The organism is Ruegeria sp. CDSA241 (assembly GCF_059611265.1).
In genome coordinates this window covers 22,260-38,659 of the sequence record NZ_JBXWPF010000015.1, presented here as the reverse complement: position 1 = coordinate 38,659, position 16,400 = coordinate 22,260, and the positions used below count along the sequence as shown (strand labels likewise).

Genomic DNA, 16,400 nt, shown 5'->3' with positions numbered 1-16,400 from the left:
CTCCTTACTTTCCCAGGCAGAAGCTTGAGAATATTTCATCCAACAAGTCTTCTACACCAATTCTGCCAACCAGAGCTTCCAAAGCGCGGATCGCGGTCCTCAGTTCCTCGGCTGCGATATCATACAGGTCGGGACCTGATTCCAGAACAGCGATTGCAGCACTAAGTGCATCGCGCGCTGTGATCAGCGCTATACGATGCCTTTCACGCGTGGCGATACCATGGGTAGTAGTTCGATCACCCAAAACACGCGATATGTTGGAAATCAACCGATCCACACCCTGCCCGGTTTTCCCTGAGATTCCTTCATCAGAACTGTTTCTCAGATCGGATTTCGGAAGAACCTGAATATCTCCCTCCAACAGCTGAACGCCCAGCTCTTTTGGATCATCAGTCAGAAATACGCGCAGATCGGCGGCCTCGGCGCGCTTTTTGGCCCGCTCAATTCCCAGGCTTTCGACGTGATCGTCGGTTTCCCGCAAGCCCGCTGTATCCAACAAAGTAACGGGAAGTCCCTCAAGGTCCATTCGAACTTCAATCACATCGCGCGTAGTGCCGGCATATTCCGACGTGATCGCTGCATCGCGACCGGCCAGAGCATTCAGCAATGTCGACTTTCCGGCATTTGGCAAGCCAACAATCGCAACCTCGAACCCGGTTCGAATGCGTTCAGCAATACGAACCCCTTCAGCTTCACGTTGTAGATCTGCAATGACACCTGTGATCAACTGGCGCACTTCAGGGGTAACATCGGTTGGCACCTCTTCATCGGCAAAATCAATCACTGCCTCAAGCAGCGATGCGGCGCGAATCAAATCGCGCCGCCAGCGTTCAGCCAAATTCCCAAGCTCTCCGGCCAGAATGATCTGTGCCTGCTTGCGTTGAGCTTCTGTCTCAGCGTCGATCAGATCGGCAAGGCCCTCGACCTGTGTCAAATCCATTTTGCCGTTTTCCAAGGCACGGCGGGTGAATTCCCCGGGATCGGCCAGGCGCAAACCGTCCATGTCCGCAAGGCAGCGCATGACGGCGTTGACCGCCGCTGTACTGCCGTGAATCTGTAGCTCTGCCACGTCTTCGCCAGTAAAGCTGGCCGGGGCCTGGAAGGTCAGAACTACCCCATCATCCAGGCGCGATCCGTCTTTGCCATACAGGCTGCGCACCCGCATCCCGCGGGAGGGCAAAGCAGCACCGGAAAGAGCAGCCGCGGCAGGATGCGCCAAGGGGCCCGAGAGACGGATGACCGCCACCCCTGCCTTGCCTTGCGCGCTGGCCAAGGCGAATATCGTATCCATTCGACCGCCTCGCTTGCGTCCAGGACCTGTGTCAGGTGTTCATCGAATCGAAGAACTCGCCATTTGTCTTGGTCTGTTTCAACTTGGACAACAGGAACTCGATCGCATCGGTAGTGCCCATCGGGTTCAGGATACGGCGCAGAACAAAGGTCTTGGCCAGATCACCCTTATCGACCAGCAAATCCTCTTTCCGCGTACCGGATTTGAGGATGTCGATAGCCGGGAACACGCGCTTATCTGCGATCTTACGATCCAGAACAATTTCCGAGTTACCGGTGCCTTTGAATTCTTCGAAGATGACTTCGTCCATCCGGCTGCCGGTATCAATCAGCGCAGTGGCGATGATGGTCAGCGAGCCGCCTTCTTCGATATTCCGTGCCGCACCAAAGAATCGCTTAGGCCGTTGCAGAGCGTTTGCATCCACACCGCCGGTCAGAACCTTACCCGAGGATGGAACCACGGTGTTAAATGCCCTACCAAGTCTTGTGATCGAGTCGAGAAGAATAACAACATCTCGTTTATGCTCGACCAAACGCTTGGCTTTTTCGATAACCATCTCAGATACGGCAACGTGGCGGGTGGCGGGTTCGTCAAAGGTCGACGACACGACCTCGCCCTTCACCGAACGCTGCATGTCGGTCACCTCTTCCGGCCGCTCGTCGATCAGTAGGACGATCAGATAGCACTCAGGGTGGTTCTTTTCGATCGAGTTCGCAATATTCTGCAGGATCACCGTCTTACCGGTCCGTGGCGGTGCCACAATCAACGACCGCTGACCTTTACCTATCGGCGAAACCAGATCGATGACACGGGCGGACTTGTCCTTGATGGTTGGGTCTTCGACCTCCATCTTCAGGCGCTCATCCGGATAAAGCGGTGTCAGGTTGTCGAAAGCAACTTTATGCCTGGCTTTCTCGGGATCTTCGAAATTGATTTTGGTGACCTTGATCAGTGCGAAATACCGTTCGTTCTCGTCCGGCGCCTTGATATCACCCTCGACCGTATCACCGGTGCGCAACGAATGCTGGCGGATCATTTCTGGCGAGACATAGATATCATCAGGACCGGGCAAATAGTTCGCCTCGGGCGAACGCAGGAACCCGAACCCATCCTGCAGAACTTCAAGTACGCCATCGCCGCCCACGGTCCAGCCTTCATCTGCGCGTTCGCGCAGAATCTGGAACATCATCTCGCCTTTTCGCATGGTCGAGGCGTTTTCGATCTCAAGCTCTTCGGCCATCGCCAAAAGGTCTTTGGGGCTTTTGGCTTTCAGATCGGCCAGATTGAGGGATTCATTAGACATGATGATAAGAACCTTGGCCGCATGGATGCGGCTCGGACTGGAATTTCAATACGGAAGATACGCCGCCCGGACGGGCGTGTTACGCGATAAATAAGCGCTTACCTACAAAGAGTCAAATAGCTGCTCAGAACTTCAGAACGACCGCCAGAACGATGATAACCATCAAAATGGTAGGCACCTCGTTCATCATGCGATACTGCCGCCCAGTGAGCGTATTTCGGCCCTCTAAGAAGTCCTTTCGACGTACCATCAGCCAGTAGTGGAACCAAGTCATCGCAATCACTGCTGCGCCTTTGACCCAGGGCCAGGCAAAATCCCAGCCGACTATGCCTGGAGTGAATACCATGATCAGGCCGCAGGCCCAGGCCACGTACATCGCCGGGCGCATGATCACCCGCAGCAGCTTTTCTTCCATTTCAAAGAAGATCTCCTGCGCCCCGTTAACGCCTTGGGCTTTTTCTACGTGATAGACGTACAATCTAGGCAGATAGAACAAACCGGCCATCCAAGAGATCACGGCCATGATGTGCAGGGACTTCACCCAAGGGTAGATGGTGAAAAGAAGATCAGTCATTCCAGCTCCGGGCGTGGTTTGGATCTCTCCCTATAAAAAAAATAGGAAAAGAGAAAGGATGATGGTTTTGTAGGGAGATCAAATTCCGTGGATTACTTATTTACCCATCTGTTTTCCCCAGGTGGATAGTTTCACCCGAGAACTGGGTAATACTGTTGATTTCATAAAAAACAACAATAAAACAATATGTTATGATTATATAGGACGTAGAATTCAGGGGATAACTTGATGAATAAGCTGGGATATCCCGCTTGTCCCGATGTTCAAAGTTATCCTTGTCCAGACTGGACAGGGTTCGGGCGACTCATAGAAGTTTTCCGCGAAAACACCGGGCTTGCGTGTCAACAGGAAAACCATACAAACCATCCTTGAACGATCAACCATTTGCTCAGGGGGTTTTCCACATTTCTGTCCCCATCATATTGGCCTCGGGGTCATCCATTCGCGCGCAGTTGCTAGAGAATGCGGGCGTGCGGTTTACCGTTCAAACTGCACGCGTGGACGAAGAGACCGCCAAACGGGCTTTGCTGGCCGAAGAGGCATCTCCACGTGATATTGCCGATACTCTGGCAGAGATGAAAGCCCGCAAGGTCAGCGACAAGGTGCCGGGGCCGATGGTTCTGGGATGTGATCAGGTGCTGGATTTCGAAGGTCAGCTTTTGTCCAAACCGCAATCGCCCGAGGATGCGCTGGCGCAGCTCAAAGCGATGCGGGGCAAGCGGCATATGCTGTTATCCGCAGCCGTCATCTATCAGAATGGCGAGCCGATCTGGCGACATGTAGGCCAGGTGCGCCTGCGGATGAGGATGAGTTCGGACGCCTATCTACGCGACTATGTTGCGCGCAACTGGGACAGCATCCGCCACGCAGTCGGGGCCTATAAGCTTGAGGAAGAAGGCGTGCGGCTGTTCGCAACCATTGACGGTGACTATTTTAACGTTTTGGGTATGCCCCTATTGGAGCTGTTGAATTTTCTGGCGGTCAAAGGGGTGATTGATCAATGAGTGGCAAGCAGATCCCGCTGGCGGGTGTGATCGGGCATCCGATTTCCCATTCGAAATCCCCAATACTGCATGGCCATTGGCTGAAAACTTATGGCCTGGCCGGTCACTATATCCCCATGGATGTCGCACCGGATGATCTTGAGGCTGTTCTACGAACCTTGCCCAAAGCCGGATTTGTCGGGGCCAACATCACAGTGCCCCATAAAGAGGTGGCCTTGGATCTGGCGGATACGGCTTCGGACCGGGCCAGGCAGATCGGGGCTGCTAATACGCTTGTGTTTCAGCCCGACGGTTCGATCCATGCGGATAACACCGATGGGTACGGGTTCATGCAGAACCTGCGCAGCGGCGCCCCAGATTGGATTCCAGCGGATGGCCCCGCGGTTGTCTTTGGTGCCGGGGGCGCAGCGCGTGCGGTTCTTCAAGCGTTGGTCGATGCCGGTGTGCCCGAGATTTTGTTGACCAATCGGACGCGCTCACGTGCAGATCGCCTGAAGGAAGAGTTTGGCACGACCATAACGGTGGTGGATTGGTTGAAAGCGGGCAACGTGGTTGAAGATGCGGAACTTGTGGTCAACACAAGTTCGCTTGGGATGCACGGCCAGCCCGAGCTGCGGGTGCCTCTGGACGGGTTACAGCCCGGTGCCATAGTCACCGATCTGGTCTATGCGCCACTTAAGACACGTTTGCTGCAAACAGCAGAACAGGCGGGATGCACACCCGTAGATGGCCTTGGCATGTTGTTGCATCAGGCCGTACCTGGATTTGAAAGCTGGTTTGGGGTGCGCCCTGAAGTCACTTCTGATTTGCGTGCTGCGGTGCTGGGATGAGCTTTGCACTTGGCCTGACCGGTTCTATCGGCATGGGAAAAAGCACAACTGCCAGCATGTTCGTCGACGAAGGCTGTGCGTTGTGGGACGCAGATGCCGCCGTGCATCGGCTATACGCGCGTGGCGGGACAGCGTTCAAGCCGATGCAAAGGGCGTTTCCTGAGGCCATTATCGACGGCGCGGTTAGCCGGGAAGTACTGAAACGGTTCATTTCAGCAGACCCGGCGGCACTGAAAGCGATTGAGGCCATTGTTCACCCGCTGGTGGCGGCGGATCGAGCGGTGTTCCGGGAACAAGCCACCGCAGATATTCTGGTTTTCGATATTCCCCTGCTATTTGAAACCGATGGAGATGTGGCGATGGATGCGGTCGCCTGTGTCTCGGTCCCGGCTGACGAGCAGAAACGCCGCGTGATGGCGCGCGGTACCATGACCGAGGCGCAGTTCGAGCAGATCAAAGCCAAGCAGATGCCGAATGACGAAAAATGCGCGCGGTCTGATTTTGTGATCGTCACGGACAGTCTGGACCACGCCCGCGCGCAAGTGCAGGATGTGGTCAGACAGATACGGGCAGGGCTGACAGATGCGTGAGATCGTACTCGATACAGAAACCACAGGCTTTGATCCTGAAAGCGGCGACCGGATTGTGGAAATCGGTGCGGTTGAGCTTTGGAATCACGTCGCCACGGGCGAAACCTATCACGTCTATATCAACCCCCAACGGTTTATGCCCGAAGAGGCGTTTGGCGTGCATGGCATTGGCCCGGACCTGCTGGAACCGCCCCGCCCGGTGGAAAAAGGTCAGGTCACGCTGAAGGACAAGCCGGTTTTTGCCGAGGTTGGTCAGGGGTTTCGGGATTTTGTCGCTGACTCGAAACTGGTGATCCACAACGCGTCATTCGACATGAAATTCCTGAATGCCGAGCTAGGCTGGATGGGTCTGGCGCCGATCCCGATGGATCAGGCGCTGGATACGCTGGCGATTGCGCGCAAACGGTTTCCGGGCTCGCCCGCCTCGCTGGATGCGCTGTGCCGGCGGTTCAACATAGACAACTCGAACCGGGTCTTGCACGGGGCGTTGCTTGACTCTGAAATTCTGGCTGAGGTCTATCTTGAGCTGATCGGCGGACGTCAGCCAGATTTCGGGCTGTCGACCTCTGCGTCTTCTTCGGTTGGCGGAGCAGAAGAGTGGCGGCCATCGCCGCGCAAAGATGCCTTGCCGTCCCGGATCACCCGAGACGAACGCGCGGCGCATGAGAAGTTTATTGATAAACTGGGCGAAAACGCCCTTTGGTCCCGCGCCTGAGGTCACTCCGGCGCGGGGAAGGCTGATTAGGCCTGAGTCTTTTGCGTCTCGGCCTGACGACGCATCAATTCATTCCGGTACAGGCTGACAAAATCTATATTGTCCAGGTTAACCGGCGGGTATCCTCCATCGCGCGTGATGTCGCTGACGATGCGGCGCAGGAACGGGAACAGCATGCGCGGGCATTCGATCATCAGGAACGGATGCAGCTGGTCTTCGGCGACACCTTCCACATGGAAAAGGCCGCAATAATCCAGCTCGCACAGGAACAGGATGTCTTCCATGCCCTTGGCTTTGGATTTGAGGTTCAGCTTGATCGACACCTCGTATTGATGCTCAGCCGGGCGCTTTTTGGCGTCCAGATTGACCTGAACCGCGATCTCGGGCTGGACATCGCCAGACACGCCTTTTTGCGCCATCACGTTTTCAAAGGACATATCGCGAATGAATTGTCCCAGAACGCGCATCTGGATCTGGGGTGCGGTCTGGGCCGCGGTGTTTTCTTGGGCGCCGTCTTCGGCCATGGGTCTACTCCGAAACTGAAATTCGCCACTGCTTAGCAAGTTGGGCGAGGCACCTCAATGCTGGTGCGGCCCTTCGACCCATTTCGATGGCTTTGACGGGTTCTGACGGGGGCGAACCTCGGTGTATTCACCGTCGATCACATCGCCCTGGGTCGATGCTTGGGGCTCGGTCCTGAACTGCGTCCCGCCGCCCATCTGAAACTGCGTGATTGTGACCTTCGAGCGGAGATAACGGAATACAGAGACCCGGACGCCAGGGATTAACAGCGCAAATCCAACGGCATCGGTGAAAAACCCCGGTGTCAGCAGCAAGACACCAGACAGCAAGATCATCGCGCCATGGGCCAAAGGTTCGGTCGGGTCGTCAAGCTCTGCAAAGGATCGTTGCAGGTTTTCCAGCGCCATGCGACCTTGTGTCCGCACCAAAGCGGTACCCAGAACGGCCGTTAGAACCACGATCGCAAGGGTTGGCCACAGTCCGATTAGCCCACCAACCTGAATGAACAGGGCGATTTCGATGATCGGAACAAGTAAAAAAGCCAGGAACAGGTACATTTGCATTATCCTTTACTGCAGGTCGGGCGGTAGACTTGTCCCGAACTGTCACCTACATAGTGGCAAGAGGCCGTGTATACAAAGTCGCGGTCTGACCAAGAGGATGAAATGAACGAACCAATGATCCAGTTGCTGGTCCTGGCCGGAATTGCCGTTTTCCTGATCCTGCGCCTGAAAAGCGTACTGGGTACACGTGAGGGTTTTGAGAAACCCCCGCTTCAACAACAGTCCGAAGCCAATAAGTCGCGCCGTGATTTTGAGGTGATTGAGGGTGGGCCAGATCACGACATTACCGATCACGTGCCCGAGGACAGCGAACAGGCGCAGACCCTATCCGCTATGAAACGGATCGAGCCGGGCTTTTCGGTGGATGAATTTGTTCAGGGCTCTCGCGGCGCTTATGAGATGATCGTCATGGGGTTCGAAAAGGGCAATCTGGATGAAATCCAGCCCTTCCTGTCGGAAGAGGTATTTGAAACCTTTGTTTCGGTCGTTGCCGCGCGCGAGGATCAGGGGCTGACCATCGAGGCCGAATTTATCGGTGTGCGCGAAACCACACTGGCAGATGTGAGCTTTGACAAGGATACCAACCAGGCCGAAATCACCATGAAATTTGTTGGTGAGCTGACTTCGGCCGTGCGGGATCGTGGTGGCGATATCATCGAGGGCAACCCAAACACGGTTAAACGTCAAAAGGACAGCTGGACCTTTGCCCGCGTTATGGGCTCGGACGATCCGAACTGGCTGCTTGTTGCCACGGACGCATGATTGCAGCGTTTCGGTCGCTTTTCCTGGTGGCTGTCATGACCACCTCTGCCAGCGCCGAGGTGACACGATCCATACTGTCCTACGATGACCTGAATGGCTGGGCCGCCGATGATCACGGGGCGGCCCTTTCGGTTTTTCTGAACACGTGCGGTGATCTGGATGATCCGGACTGGCAGGCATTGTGCGGCGTGGCGCGCACCTATAAGCCCGATGCGGCCCGGTCATTTTTTGAGCTGTTCTTCCGTCCCGTTCTGGTCGAAGACGGGAAGGATGGCCTGTTCACAGGCTATTTTGAACCCGAACTGGACGGGTCCAAAACCAGATCGGAGCGGTATAAATACCCGATCTATAAAATGCCTCCTGAGGCGCGCGGAGCCGAAAAATGGTTATCCCGTCGCGATCTGCTGACCGGTGATGTCATGCAGGGCCGCGGTCTTGAAATCGCCTGGGTGGACGACCCAGTCGAGCTGTTCTTTCTGCAGATTCAGGGCTCAGGCCGTATCCGGTTGCCCGATGGGAGGGCGCTGCGGGTCGGTTATGGGGGCGCCAATGGGCATCCTTATCGTTCGATCGGGTCCGAACTGATCCGGCGCGGTGCCCTGGGTGCGCATCAGGTCAGTGCGCAGATGATCAAATCCTGGGTCCGCAAGAATCCCGAGGCGGGTACCGAATTGCTGTTTCATAACCCGTCTTATGTGTTCTTCCGCGAGGTGAATCGTGTTGCACCGGAATTTGGCCCTCTGGGTGCGATGAACCGTTCGGTCACTACCATGCGCAGCATTGCCGCCGATCCGGCATACACACCGCTGGGTGCTCCAGTCTGGGTCGAAAAGGACGGCAAGGATCCTTTGCGCAGGCTGATGATCGCTCAGGATACCGGGTCGGCCATCAAGGGCGCGCAACGGGCTGATATTTTCTTTGGAACCGGCGATGCCGCAGGGGCTGCAGCGGGGCGCCTGAAAGATCCGGGTCGCATGGTGGTACTGCTGCCGATTCAGCGCGCATATGCTCTTTTGCCGGACGAGTTCTGATGTCGCGCCGCAAATTGACCCCTGACGAAATGGATCTGTGGCGCAAGGTGACCAAACAGGCAGATCGCCTGCATCCCGAACTGCCGCAGTCGGTGCACCCCACCTCATTGCCCAAGCCGAAACCGACAAAGACCTTTAAGCCCCGGATCGAGGCGTTTGAAGTCGGGCAGAACGCGGCTGGCAGGGGTGTGCGGCATGTGTTGAAACCATCCGTTACCGAAGGGTTACGCGCCAACCCGGTGCAAATGGACAGCAAGGCTTTTGCCCGGATGAAACGTGGCAAGCTCCGGCCCGAGGGCAAGTTGGACTTGCATGGCTTGCGGATGGACACGGCCTATCCGGCGCTGGTGCGCTTTGTGCTAACCGCGCAGGCTTCGGGCAAGCGCCTGGTTCTGGTGGTGACCGGAAAGGGCAAAGATCGGGATGAGCCCGGCCCCATCCCCACTCCGCGCGGCGTCTTGCGCAATCAGGTGCCGCAATGGCTGTCCCTACCGCCCTTGGCACAGGCTGTGATGCAGGTGACGCCCGCGCATATCAGCCATGGTGGCGACGGGGCCTATTACGTCTATCTGCGCCGCAGTCGCTAAAGCGTGCGTGCGGCGCGGCTGATGCCAAGCCAGGTCAGCAGACAAACCAGCAGGAAGAATACGGCGATCCACAGGAACTGCGTGTCCAGCGGAACCCCCTGATCAATCAAAACGCCGGTCAGTCCGGGGCCAATCGCCGACCCAAGGACCATGACCGCCGTGGCCATGGCCTTGATCGCGCCAATATGACGGGTTCCATAGAATTCTGCCCAGAACGCGCTGGGCAAGGTGCTGTTTGCGCCGACGGTCAGCCCCAGAAAGACCAATGCAGCAACCGCACCCCCAATCGAGGTGCTTGCAGCCGCCAACATGAAGCCGATAGCTATTGGCACCTGATAAAAGGGCATCATTCGGGCGGTTCCCCATTTATCCAGCGCCCATCCCGCGACAAACATCGAGATCAGGGAAACACCTGTGTAGACGGGAAACAGCGCCACCAACTCGATATGTTGCCAGCCTTTGACCTCGGCCAGATGGACCTGATGAAAGAAGAAGGCGGTTATAAAGGCAGAAGGACCCAGCAAGGCGGGGGCCATGAACCAGAACAACGGGTTCAGCAAAGCGTCGGTGCGTGTCCAGTGCCGCCCCTGCATACCTGCCGCCGAGTACTCGCTGGCCAGACTTTGCGGTGTGCGCTCTTGCCGAAGCAAGCGCAGCAGAATCGGAATGCCGGTCACACAAATACCTGCCGAGATGATCCAGAGCAGGCGCCAATCCAAAAACACCATCGCAGCGACAAAGATTACGGGCAAAAGCGCTTCACCAACCGCAAATCCGACCGAGGCGATCGACAAGGCCTTGCCGCGCGTTGTGGTAAACCAACGCGCCATCGCGACCAAGGCAAGATGGGTGCTCATCCCCTGCCCGAACAGGCGCAACAGGAAGATCACCAGCGGTAGCAGGATCAGCCAGCGGTTCAACGCCATCGCTAGCGCCGCCACGGCTAGCCCAGCCAGGACAGCGGGGCCGAGCACACGCACCCGGAAGATATCCGTAAGCCCGCCCGCCCAGATCATGATGATGGCGGATGCGGTTGTACCCAGCGAATAGATCCCACCCCAGGCCCCATGGCTCAGCCCGAACGCCGCACGAATTTCGCCGGAAAAGATCGAGATGAAGAACGTTTGCCCAAAACCGGACAGAAAAGTCAGCAGAACTCCGGCGCCAAGCCATGAGGCATTTGCTTTCAGATAATGCCCCAGGTGAAAGGACATTACGGAGAGCTGACCTTGGCCTGCCCGGTCTCGGTCAGCTCAATCTCGGTCGCCCCGGTCGGGTTGCGGACCTCGGCGGGGGCGATCACGTCAATCCCGCGTTGCCTGCCAAAGGTACTGCTGACCCGGCGGGCGGAATTGATAATCGCCAAAAGCGCCGGAGAGGTTGCAGCCACGAAATGAGACGACCCGGCATCGCTGTTGAAGGCGGTCGTATCCAGAATACTGATCTTATATTCGGACAGCGCATCGGCCGAGCTGATATTTCCCAGACGTTCGCTTTTGGCGGTACCGCGCAGGCGTGCGGATATACTCAGCAGCCTGTCTTTGCGTGAGATCATCACAATGAACGGGTCAGGCAGCGTTTTGATGCTGTCCATCTGCGACCGGAACAGATCGACATCCAGATCCGGTGCGATCAGAACAACCCCTTCGATATTCCGATGCGACCAGCCCGGTTCGCGCAGCTCGGCCTGCCGCATCATCTCCATCGTCAGGGCGGTGCCCATGGAATGCGCCACAAGGATAACCCGATCGACCCCCATTGATTTCAGCTGGCGAACAGTTTGTTCCAGACCATCACGGGCGAACAGCATGCTGTCGATGTCATAGGCATAGCCATAACCCGTTGCCTGGCTTGGCCAGGAATAGACCATGGTTTCACCCGGTATTTCCAGATCATGTTCCAACTGCGCGGCGCGGAACACTGTTTCCGACTGGGTCGTGTTATAGCCGTGGATAAAGATCGAAACCTCGTCCACACCTCTTAGTCGCGAGGCAAGGCCCTGGGGTCCGGCAAGCTCGTCTTCATCAGCCATCACGAACTGATTTTCCGGGTCCGGGTCGGCATAGGAAAAATCCAATGTCCCGGGTGTGTGATTGGGTGGAATCGAGACCGTCATCTCGAGAAATTGCAGCTGATCGCTGCGGCGGTACCCATAGGATCCGTCCGCTTCGCGCGCGCGGGTGGTTGCTGCGTAAATGGTTTTGGGCGTGCCAATGTCCAGTGCCGAGGGCACGGTTTGAGATACGGTCCGGTCGACACATGCGGCAAGCGTTGCCGCAGTCAGGACAAAAATAATATAGCGCAGCACCTGTCGCCCCCTAAGGAATTTGCGCACACGCTACTCTATTCTGATCCCAGGTCCAGCGGGGTCAATGACGCGGACCGGCAAAAACCGGCTGGAGATATTACAGAACGTAACGGCTGAGGTCCGTAGACTTTGTCAGCTCACCAAGATTGTCGTCAACGAACTGTGCATTCACGGTGATTTCCAAACCGGCCTGATCGGGGGCTGTGAAAGACAATTCCTCGAATACGCGCTCCATCACGGTGTAAAGTCGACGTGCGCCGATATTCTCGACACTTTGGTTCACATCCGCTGCGATTTTCGCCAGGGCTGCGATGCCGTCCTCAGTAAAGCTGACCGTGACATCCTCGGTGCCCATCAAGGCAGTGTACTGGCGGGTCAGCGCGTTGTCTGTCTCGGTCAGGATGCGGACGAAATCCTCTTCGGTCAGTGCGCGCAGCTCGACACGGATCGGCAGGCGCCCCTGCAGTTCCGGCAACAGGTCGGACGGTTTGGCAATATGAAACGCGCCTGAGGCAATGAAAAGAATGTGGTCGGTTTTGACCGGCCCATGCTTGGTGGAGACGGTTGTGCCTTCGATCAGAGGCAACAGGTCACGCTGCACCCCCTCTCGGCTGACATCACCGCCGCGTGCGTCCGAACGGGCGCAAACCTTGTCGATCTCGTCCAGAAACACGATGCCGTTCTGTTCAACCGATTCCAGCGCCGCGCGGTTTACGGTTTCGTCATCCAACAGTTTGTCGGCCTCTTCTCCGATCAGCATGTCATAGCTTTCGGCGACGGTCAGGCGTTTCTTGACGGTGCGCCCGCCAAACGCCTTGCCGAAAATATCGCCCAGATTCATCATCCCCATCTGACTGCCGGGTTGGCCAGGGATATCGAACATCGGCATCTGGCTTGAGGTATCCGTCAGTTCCAGCTCGATCACTGTGTCGTCCAGCTCTCCGGATTTGAGCTTTTTGCGGAACATCTCGCGGGTGCCCTCACGCGCGTCTTCCCCGGCAATGGCAGTAATCACCCGGTCTTCGGCGGCCTGATGGGCCTTGGCTTTGACGTCCTCACGCATGAATTCACGGGTCTGCAGGATCGCGGCATCGGCCAGATCACGCACGATCTGTTCCACATCGCGGCCAACATATCCAACCTCGGTGAATTTGGTGGCCTCGACCTTGATGAAGGGTGCGCGGGCCAGCTTGGCCAAACGCCGGCTGATCTCAGTCTTGCCAACGCCGGTGGGGCCGATCATCAGGATATTCTTGGGATAAACCTCATCCCGGATGTCATCAGCCAGTTGCTTGCGCCGCCAGCGATTACGCAGCGCCACGGCGACCGCGCGCTTGGCATCCTTCTGCCCGATGATAAAGCGATCCAGTTCCGAGACAATCTCGCGCGGGGTCAGGTCGGTCACGGGGGCAGTCCTTTCGGTCGGCATAAGTTGGCTGCGGTCTAGGTAATCACCGCAACGGCGAAAACAACAGCGGCAGCGTTGGTTAGCAATGCCCCACCCGGTTTGCAAATGCTTTCCATAGGTAAAGCGCCCGACCTCTGGTACAGTGATTTCAAAGCGTTGAGGGCCCGGAGCGCGGAAATGACCAAGATTGCCAAGATCACCCTGCTGTTTGTCGTGTTTGTCGACCTGATCGGGCAAGGGTTGGTCTTTCCGATCATCAACTCACTGATCATGGAGACGAAATCGGGGTTCCTGCCTGAAAACACGGCCATGGGCACCCGGCATTTCTACTACGGCTTGGTGATTGGCTGTTTCTTTCTGTCCTGGTTTCTGGGCGTGGTCTATGTCTCTAAGGTTTCAGATTCCATTGGTCGCAAGAACGCGCTGCTAGTGTGTCTGGGAGGGGCATTGATAGGTTATGCGCTGACCATCGCCGCGCTGTATTTCAACAGCCTGCTGCTGTTGATTGTCGGCCGGTCGATCACCGGGTTTACGGCTGGCAACCAGCCTATCGCGCAGGCGGCAATGATTGACGGCAGCACCGATGCCGCTGACCGCGACCGCAACATGGGCTATATCGTGACAGGTGTCAGCTTTGGCCTGGTTGGCGGTCCCATTATTGGCGCGGTCCTGTCGGACTCGGCCCTGCTGGGCAGCGCGGCGACGCTGAAAACGCCATTCTACGGCGCCTTTGTTCTGGTATTGATCGCCATTTTCCTTGTCGCCGCGTATTTCAAGGATACCCGGACCGAGCGTGAGCCCTTTGTCTTTCGCCCCCGCGATATCACCGACAGCCTGATAGCGGTGCGCGAACATCCGATGGTTCTGAAAATCATGCCGGTCTATGGCCTGTTCATGATCGCCAATGTGACCTTCTATGTGTTTGTCGACAACTTCCTGACCAGCGCATTTGGATACGGGGTCATCGGCGGCAGCATGGCCATGGTCGTCATTGGGGTTGCGCTGGCCTTTTCCAGCACCTTCCTGGTCAAACCTGCGCAGGAACGGTTCAGTAAACACCAGATCATCTATGTCTCACTGGTTGTGATGGTGATCAGCGGCCTTGGTTTCGCCTTCAGCCCCAGCGGTGTGCTGAGCTATGTCCCGGTCTTTTTCTTCTATTTCTTCTTTGGCGTCTCATACCCGACACTGCTGGGCCTGTTTTCCTCCAGTGTCAGCGACACCGATCAAGGCTGGGTCATGGGGGTGACCACGGCTGTCTTCTGTTTGGCTGGGGGCGTCATGTCCCTGATCGGCGGCGGGTTGATGAGTATCGACATCCGACTGCCCTACTACATCGTGATCTTGACCGCCCTGTTGGGGCTGGTCGGGATGCATATGCGGTGGAAGGGCAAAGAGATCCGAGAGCTGTTGGCCTGAGACAGTTCTGCGTCTTAGATCGTCTCAACCGTGAGATTGCCATTGGTATAGACGCAGATATCGGCGGCGATGGCCATGGCTTCGCGGGCGACTTGTTCCGCCGGTTTGTCGCCATCCATCATCGCGCGCGCCGCTGCCAGGGCAAAATTGCCACCCGATCCGATGGCAGCCACGTTGTGTTCCGGCTCCAGCACATCCCCTGCCCCGGTGATCACCAGCAGATCCTTGCCATCAGTGACGATCAACATCGCCTCAAGCTTTTGCAGGTATTTGTCGGTGCGCCAGTCCTTGGCCAGCTCGACCGAGGCGCGCGCCAGTTGGCCGGGCGTGGCCTCAAGCTTGGTTTCCAGACGTTCCAGCAGGGTAAAGGCATCGGCGGTTGATCCGGCGAAGCCTGCGACAACCTCGAACCCGCCGGGTGACAGGCGGCGTACCTTGCGCGCGGTCCCTTTGATCACGGTCTGGCCCAAGCTGACTTGCCCGTCCCCGGCAATGACCACCTGCCCGCCTTTTTTGACGCCAATAATGGTTGTGCCGTGCCAACCGGGAAAGTCGCTGTCTGCCATGGGGGCCTCCGTTTTCGCCTGCTGTTCTATATGGGCCGGTCTCATCCGCAGCGCAACAGTTCACAACTTGCTTATAAGATATGCAAAAAACGCAAATCGGGGCTGTAAAACCAGCAATTGTGGGACTCAGTTGAAAATCCTACATGAGGCTCACAACCGACAACGGGTCGGCTGTTTCTGTTTATAAGGAATGCGCAAATGGCAACTACCGCAAATATCCATGCGCCGCTCGGAGCAGCTACCATCCTGCATGTAGTGGACGCGTTTTTTGGCGCTTTTGAAAAAGCCGCCGATTGGAATGAATCCCGCAAAACCCGCAATGCCCTGTCGGCTCTCAGTGATGAACAGCTGGACGATATCGGCCTGTGCCGCGCGGATATCACCACCCTCTGATCCACGAGAATTCGTGAATTCAAGATAAGCCGCCCGGGTCTGGGCGGCTTTTTCTGCGCAGCTTTTTCCAGTCAGACAATTCAGGCGGAAGCGCTTTGCCCCAGATACGAAAAAAGGCGCCCCGAATAAGGCGCCTTCAAACGTTGTTTCCCGAACCGGATCAGAGCGCTTCTTCGATCCAGCTTTGCAGCGCGGCTTTCGGCGCGGCGCCTGCGCGGTTCGAAACGACCTGACCATCCTTGAAGATGAACAGCGCCGGGATGCCACGTACGCCCATGGCGGCGGCAGAGTTCGGGTTGCTGTCTACATCGACTTTGGCGATCTTGACCTTGTCGCCATATTCAGCCGCCAACTCTTCCAGAGCGGGTCCGATCTGTTTACAGGGGCCACACCATTCGGCCCAGAAATCGACAACTACGGGGATGTCGGAATTCTTGACTTCGGCGTCAAAAGTATCGTCGGTAACAGCTACGGTCGACATATTCTGTCTCCTGAATGGGGAATGCTTGGTCACTGAAACTAGGTGTCGGGTAT

Annotated in this window: 19 protein-coding genes; 9 read left to right on the top strand and 10 right to left on the bottom strand. The window is 56.8% G+C overall.

Annotated elements, in window-relative coordinates:
• Positions 1-4: 4 nt before the first annotated feature.
• The 3 genes from mnmE to AC2FJV_RS14180 form a co-directional block, all read right to left on the bottom strand.
• Positions 5-1,291 carry a tRNA uridine-5-carboxymethylaminomethyl(34) synthesis GTPase MnmE gene (mnmE, locus tag AC2FJV_RS14190; protein WP_496713968.1) on the bottom strand — a complete coding sequence of 429 codons (1,287 nt, stop codon included), beginning with the start codon at positions 1,289-1,291 and terminating at the stop codon, positions 5-7.
• Between the two features lie 31 nt (positions 1,292-1,322).
• Positions 1,323-2,594 (bottom strand): transcription termination factor Rho, encoded by a 1,272-nt coding sequence (rho, locus tag AC2FJV_RS14185; protein ID WP_142637421.1) that lies wholly within the window; start codon positions 2,592-2,594, stop codon positions 1,323-1,325.
• Between the two features lie 124 nt (positions 2,595-2,718).
• Positions 2,719-3,168, bottom strand: coding sequence for a CopD family protein (locus tag AC2FJV_RS14180; protein WP_496713967.1), 450 nt, complete (start codon positions 3,166-3,168; stop codon positions 2,719-2,721).
• 404 nt (positions 3,169-3,572) lie between these two features.
• Between AC2FJV_RS14180 and AC2FJV_RS14175 the strand changes: the two genes are divergently transcribed.
• Genes AC2FJV_RS14175 through dnaQ form a run of 4 tightly spaced genes read left to right on the top strand, consistent with a single transcriptional unit; the run spans position 3,573 to position 6,307 of the window.
• Positions 3,573-4,172 (top strand): Maf family protein, encoded by a 600-nt coding sequence (locus AC2FJV_RS14175; protein ID WP_142637605.1) that lies wholly within the window; start codon positions 3,573-3,575, stop codon positions 4,170-4,172.
• Positions 4,169-5,002 (top strand): shikimate dehydrogenase, encoded by an 834-nt coding sequence (locus AC2FJV_RS14170; RefSeq protein WP_271950622.1) that lies wholly within the window; start codon positions 4,169-4,171, stop codon positions 5,000-5,002. Before AC2FJV_RS14175 ends, AC2FJV_RS14170 begins: the two co-directional genes overlap by 4 nt.
• Complete coding sequence (coaE, locus tag AC2FJV_RS14165; RefSeq protein ID WP_496713966.1) at positions 4,999-5,592, top strand: dephospho-CoA kinase; 594 nt, start codon at positions 4,999-5,001, stop codon at positions 5,590-5,592. Before AC2FJV_RS14170 ends, coaE begins: the two co-directional genes overlap by 4 nt.
• Positions 5,585-6,307 (top strand): DNA polymerase III subunit epsilon, encoded by a 723-nt coding sequence (gene dnaQ, locus AC2FJV_RS14160; RefSeq protein ID WP_496713965.1) that lies wholly within the window; start codon positions 5,585-5,587, stop codon positions 6,305-6,307. Before coaE ends, dnaQ begins: the two co-directional genes overlap by 8 nt.
• A gap of 26 nt (positions 6,308-6,333) precedes the next feature.
• Here the strand turns inward: dnaQ and secB are convergent, their stop codons facing one another.
• Complete coding sequence (secB, locus tag AC2FJV_RS14155; protein ID WP_142637430.1) at positions 6,334-6,831, bottom strand: protein-export chaperone SecB; 498 nt, start codon at positions 6,829-6,831, stop codon at positions 6,334-6,336.
• Between the two features lie 54 nt (positions 6,832-6,885).
• Positions 6,886-7,386 carry an FxsA family protein gene (locus AC2FJV_RS14150; protein WP_496713964.1) on the bottom strand — a complete coding sequence of 167 codons (501 nt, stop codon included), beginning with the start codon at positions 7,384-7,386 and terminating at the stop codon, positions 6,886-6,888.
• 108 nt (positions 7,387-7,494) lie between these two features.
• On the opposite strand from AC2FJV_RS14150, the gene AC2FJV_RS14145 reads away from it, so the two are divergent.
• From AC2FJV_RS14145 to AC2FJV_RS14135, 3 genes are read left to right on the top strand one after another with little or no spacing between them, the layout of a single operon-like run.
• The gene (locus tag AC2FJV_RS14145; RefSeq protein ID WP_496713963.1) at positions 7,495-8,154 is read left to right on the top strand and encodes a Tim44/TimA family putative adaptor protein; all 660 of its coding nucleotides are present in this window, start codon (positions 7,495-7,497) and stop codon (positions 8,152-8,154) included.
• Complete coding sequence (gene mltA, locus AC2FJV_RS14140) at positions 8,151-9,185, top strand: murein transglycosylase A (RefSeq protein WP_496694370.1); 1,035 nt, start codon at positions 8,151-8,153, stop codon at positions 9,183-9,185. Before AC2FJV_RS14145 ends, mltA begins: the two co-directional genes overlap by 4 nt.
• Positions 9,185-9,772, top strand: a complete 588-nt coding sequence (locus AC2FJV_RS14135; RefSeq protein ID WP_271950630.1) for a Smr/MutS family protein — start codon at positions 9,185-9,187, stop codon at positions 9,770-9,772. The genes mltA and AC2FJV_RS14135 overlap by 1 nt, the downstream gene beginning before the upstream one ends.
• On the opposite strand, the gene AC2FJV_RS14130 is transcribed toward AC2FJV_RS14135, so the two are convergent.
• The 3 genes from AC2FJV_RS14130 to hslU form a co-directional block, all read right to left on the bottom strand.
• Positions 9,769-10,986, bottom strand: coding sequence for an MFS transporter (locus AC2FJV_RS14130; RefSeq protein ID WP_496713962.1), 1,218 nt, complete (start codon positions 10,984-10,986; stop codon positions 9,769-9,771). The genes AC2FJV_RS14135 and AC2FJV_RS14130 overlap by 4 nt on opposite strands.
• Positions 10,986-12,080: an alpha/beta hydrolase gene (locus AC2FJV_RS14125; RefSeq protein ID WP_142637442.1), complete on the bottom strand. Its 1,095-nt coding sequence runs from the start codon at positions 12,078-12,080 to the stop codon at positions 10,986-10,988. The genes AC2FJV_RS14130 and AC2FJV_RS14125 overlap by 1 nt, the downstream gene beginning before the upstream one ends.
• A 97-nt stretch (positions 12,081-12,177) precedes the next feature.
• A complete protein-coding gene (gene hslU, locus AC2FJV_RS14120) occupies positions 12,178-13,485 on the bottom strand; it encodes an ATP-dependent protease ATPase subunit HslU (protein WP_142637444.1) in 1,308 nt (435 codons plus the stop codon).
• Positions 13,486-13,665: 180 nt separating this feature from the next.
• Here hslU and AC2FJV_RS14115 point away from each other — a divergent pair, with 180 nt between their 5' ends.
• Positions 13,666-14,907 carry an MFS transporter gene (locus AC2FJV_RS14115; RefSeq protein ID WP_496713961.1) on the top strand — a complete coding sequence of 414 codons (1,242 nt, stop codon included), beginning with the start codon at positions 13,666-13,668 and terminating at the stop codon, positions 14,905-14,907.
• 14 nt (positions 14,908-14,921) lie between these two features.
• Here the strand turns inward: AC2FJV_RS14115 and hslV are convergent, their stop codons facing one another.
• On the bottom strand, positions 14,922-15,473 hold the full coding sequence (gene hslV / locus AC2FJV_RS14110; RefSeq protein ID WP_142637447.1) for an ATP-dependent protease subunit HslV: 552 nt from the start codon (positions 15,471-15,473) through the stop codon (positions 14,922-14,924).
• 198 nt (positions 15,474-15,671) lie between these two features.
• Between hslV and AC2FJV_RS14105 the strand changes: the two genes are divergently transcribed.
• Complete coding sequence (locus AC2FJV_RS14105; RefSeq protein WP_142637449.1) at positions 15,672-15,866, top strand: DUF1127 domain-containing protein; 195 nt, start codon at positions 15,672-15,674, stop codon at positions 15,864-15,866.
• 160 nt (positions 15,867-16,026) lie between these two features.
• Here the strand turns inward: AC2FJV_RS14105 and trxA are convergent, their stop codons facing one another.
• The gene (trxA, locus tag AC2FJV_RS14100; RefSeq protein WP_271950641.1) at positions 16,027-16,347 is read right to left on the bottom strand and encodes a thioredoxin; all 321 of its coding nucleotides are present in this window, start codon (positions 16,345-16,347) and stop codon (positions 16,027-16,029) included.
• Positions 16,348-16,400 lie beyond the last annotated feature (53 nt).

Excerpts from the sequence above, each read along its gene's own strand:
- AC2FJV_RS14170 (WP_271950622.1), top strand. The coding sequence starts at position 4,169 with ATGAGTGGCAAGCAGATCCCGCTGGCGGGTGTGATCGGGCATCCGATT.
- secB (WP_142637430.1), bottom strand. The coding sequence starts at position 6,831 with ATGGCCGAAGACGGCGCCCAAGAAAACACCGCGGCCCAGACCGCACCC.
- AC2FJV_RS14115 (WP_496713961.1), top strand. The coding sequence starts at position 13,666 with ATGACCAAGATTGCCAAGATCACCCTGCTGTTTGTCGTGTTTGTCGAC.
- coaE (WP_496713966.1), top strand. The coding sequence starts at position 4,999 with ATGAGCTTTGCACTTGGCCTGACCGGTTCTATCGGCATGGGAAAAAGC.
- rho (WP_142637421.1), bottom strand. The coding sequence starts at position 2,594 with ATGTCTAATGAATCCCTCAATCTGGCCGATCTGAAAGCCAAAAGCCCC.
- dnaQ (WP_496713965.1), top strand. The coding sequence starts at position 5,585 with ATGCGTGAGATCGTACTCGATACAGAAACCACAGGCTTTGATCCTGAA.
- AC2FJV_RS14105 (WP_142637449.1), top strand. The coding sequence starts at position 15,672 with ATGGCAACTACCGCAAATATCCATGCGCCGCTCGGAGCAGCTACCATC.
- trxA (WP_271950641.1), bottom strand. The coding sequence starts at position 16,347 with ATGTCGACCGTAGCTGTTACCGACGATACTTTTGACGCCGAAGTCAAG.
- mltA (WP_496694370.1), top strand. The coding sequence starts at position 8,151 with ATGATTGCAGCGTTTCGGTCGCTTTTCCTGGTGGCTGTCATGACCACC.
- hslV (WP_142637447.1), bottom strand. The coding sequence starts at position 15,473 with ATGGCAGACAGCGACTTTCCCGGTTGGCACGGCACAACCATTATTGGC.
- AC2FJV_RS14135 (WP_271950630.1), top strand. The coding sequence starts at position 9,185 with ATGTCGCGCCGCAAATTGACCCCTGACGAAATGGATCTGTGGCGCAAG.
- AC2FJV_RS14180 (WP_496713967.1), bottom strand. The coding sequence starts at position 3,168 with ATGACTGATCTTCTTTTCACCATCTACCCTTGGGTGAAGTCCCTGCAC.
- AC2FJV_RS14150 (WP_496713964.1), bottom strand. The coding sequence starts at position 7,386 with ATGTACCTGTTCCTGGCTTTTTTACTTGTTCCGATCATCGAAATCGCC.
- AC2FJV_RS14130 (WP_496713962.1), bottom strand. The coding sequence starts at position 10,986 with ATGTCCTTTCACCTGGGGCATTATCTGAAAGCAAATGCCTCATGGCTT.
- mnmE (WP_496713968.1), bottom strand. The coding sequence starts at position 1,291 with ATGGATACGATATTCGCCTTGGCCAGCGCGCAAGGCAAGGCAGGGGTG.
- AC2FJV_RS14145 (WP_496713963.1), top strand. The coding sequence starts at position 7,495 with ATGAACGAACCAATGATCCAGTTGCTGGTCCTGGCCGGAATTGCCGTT.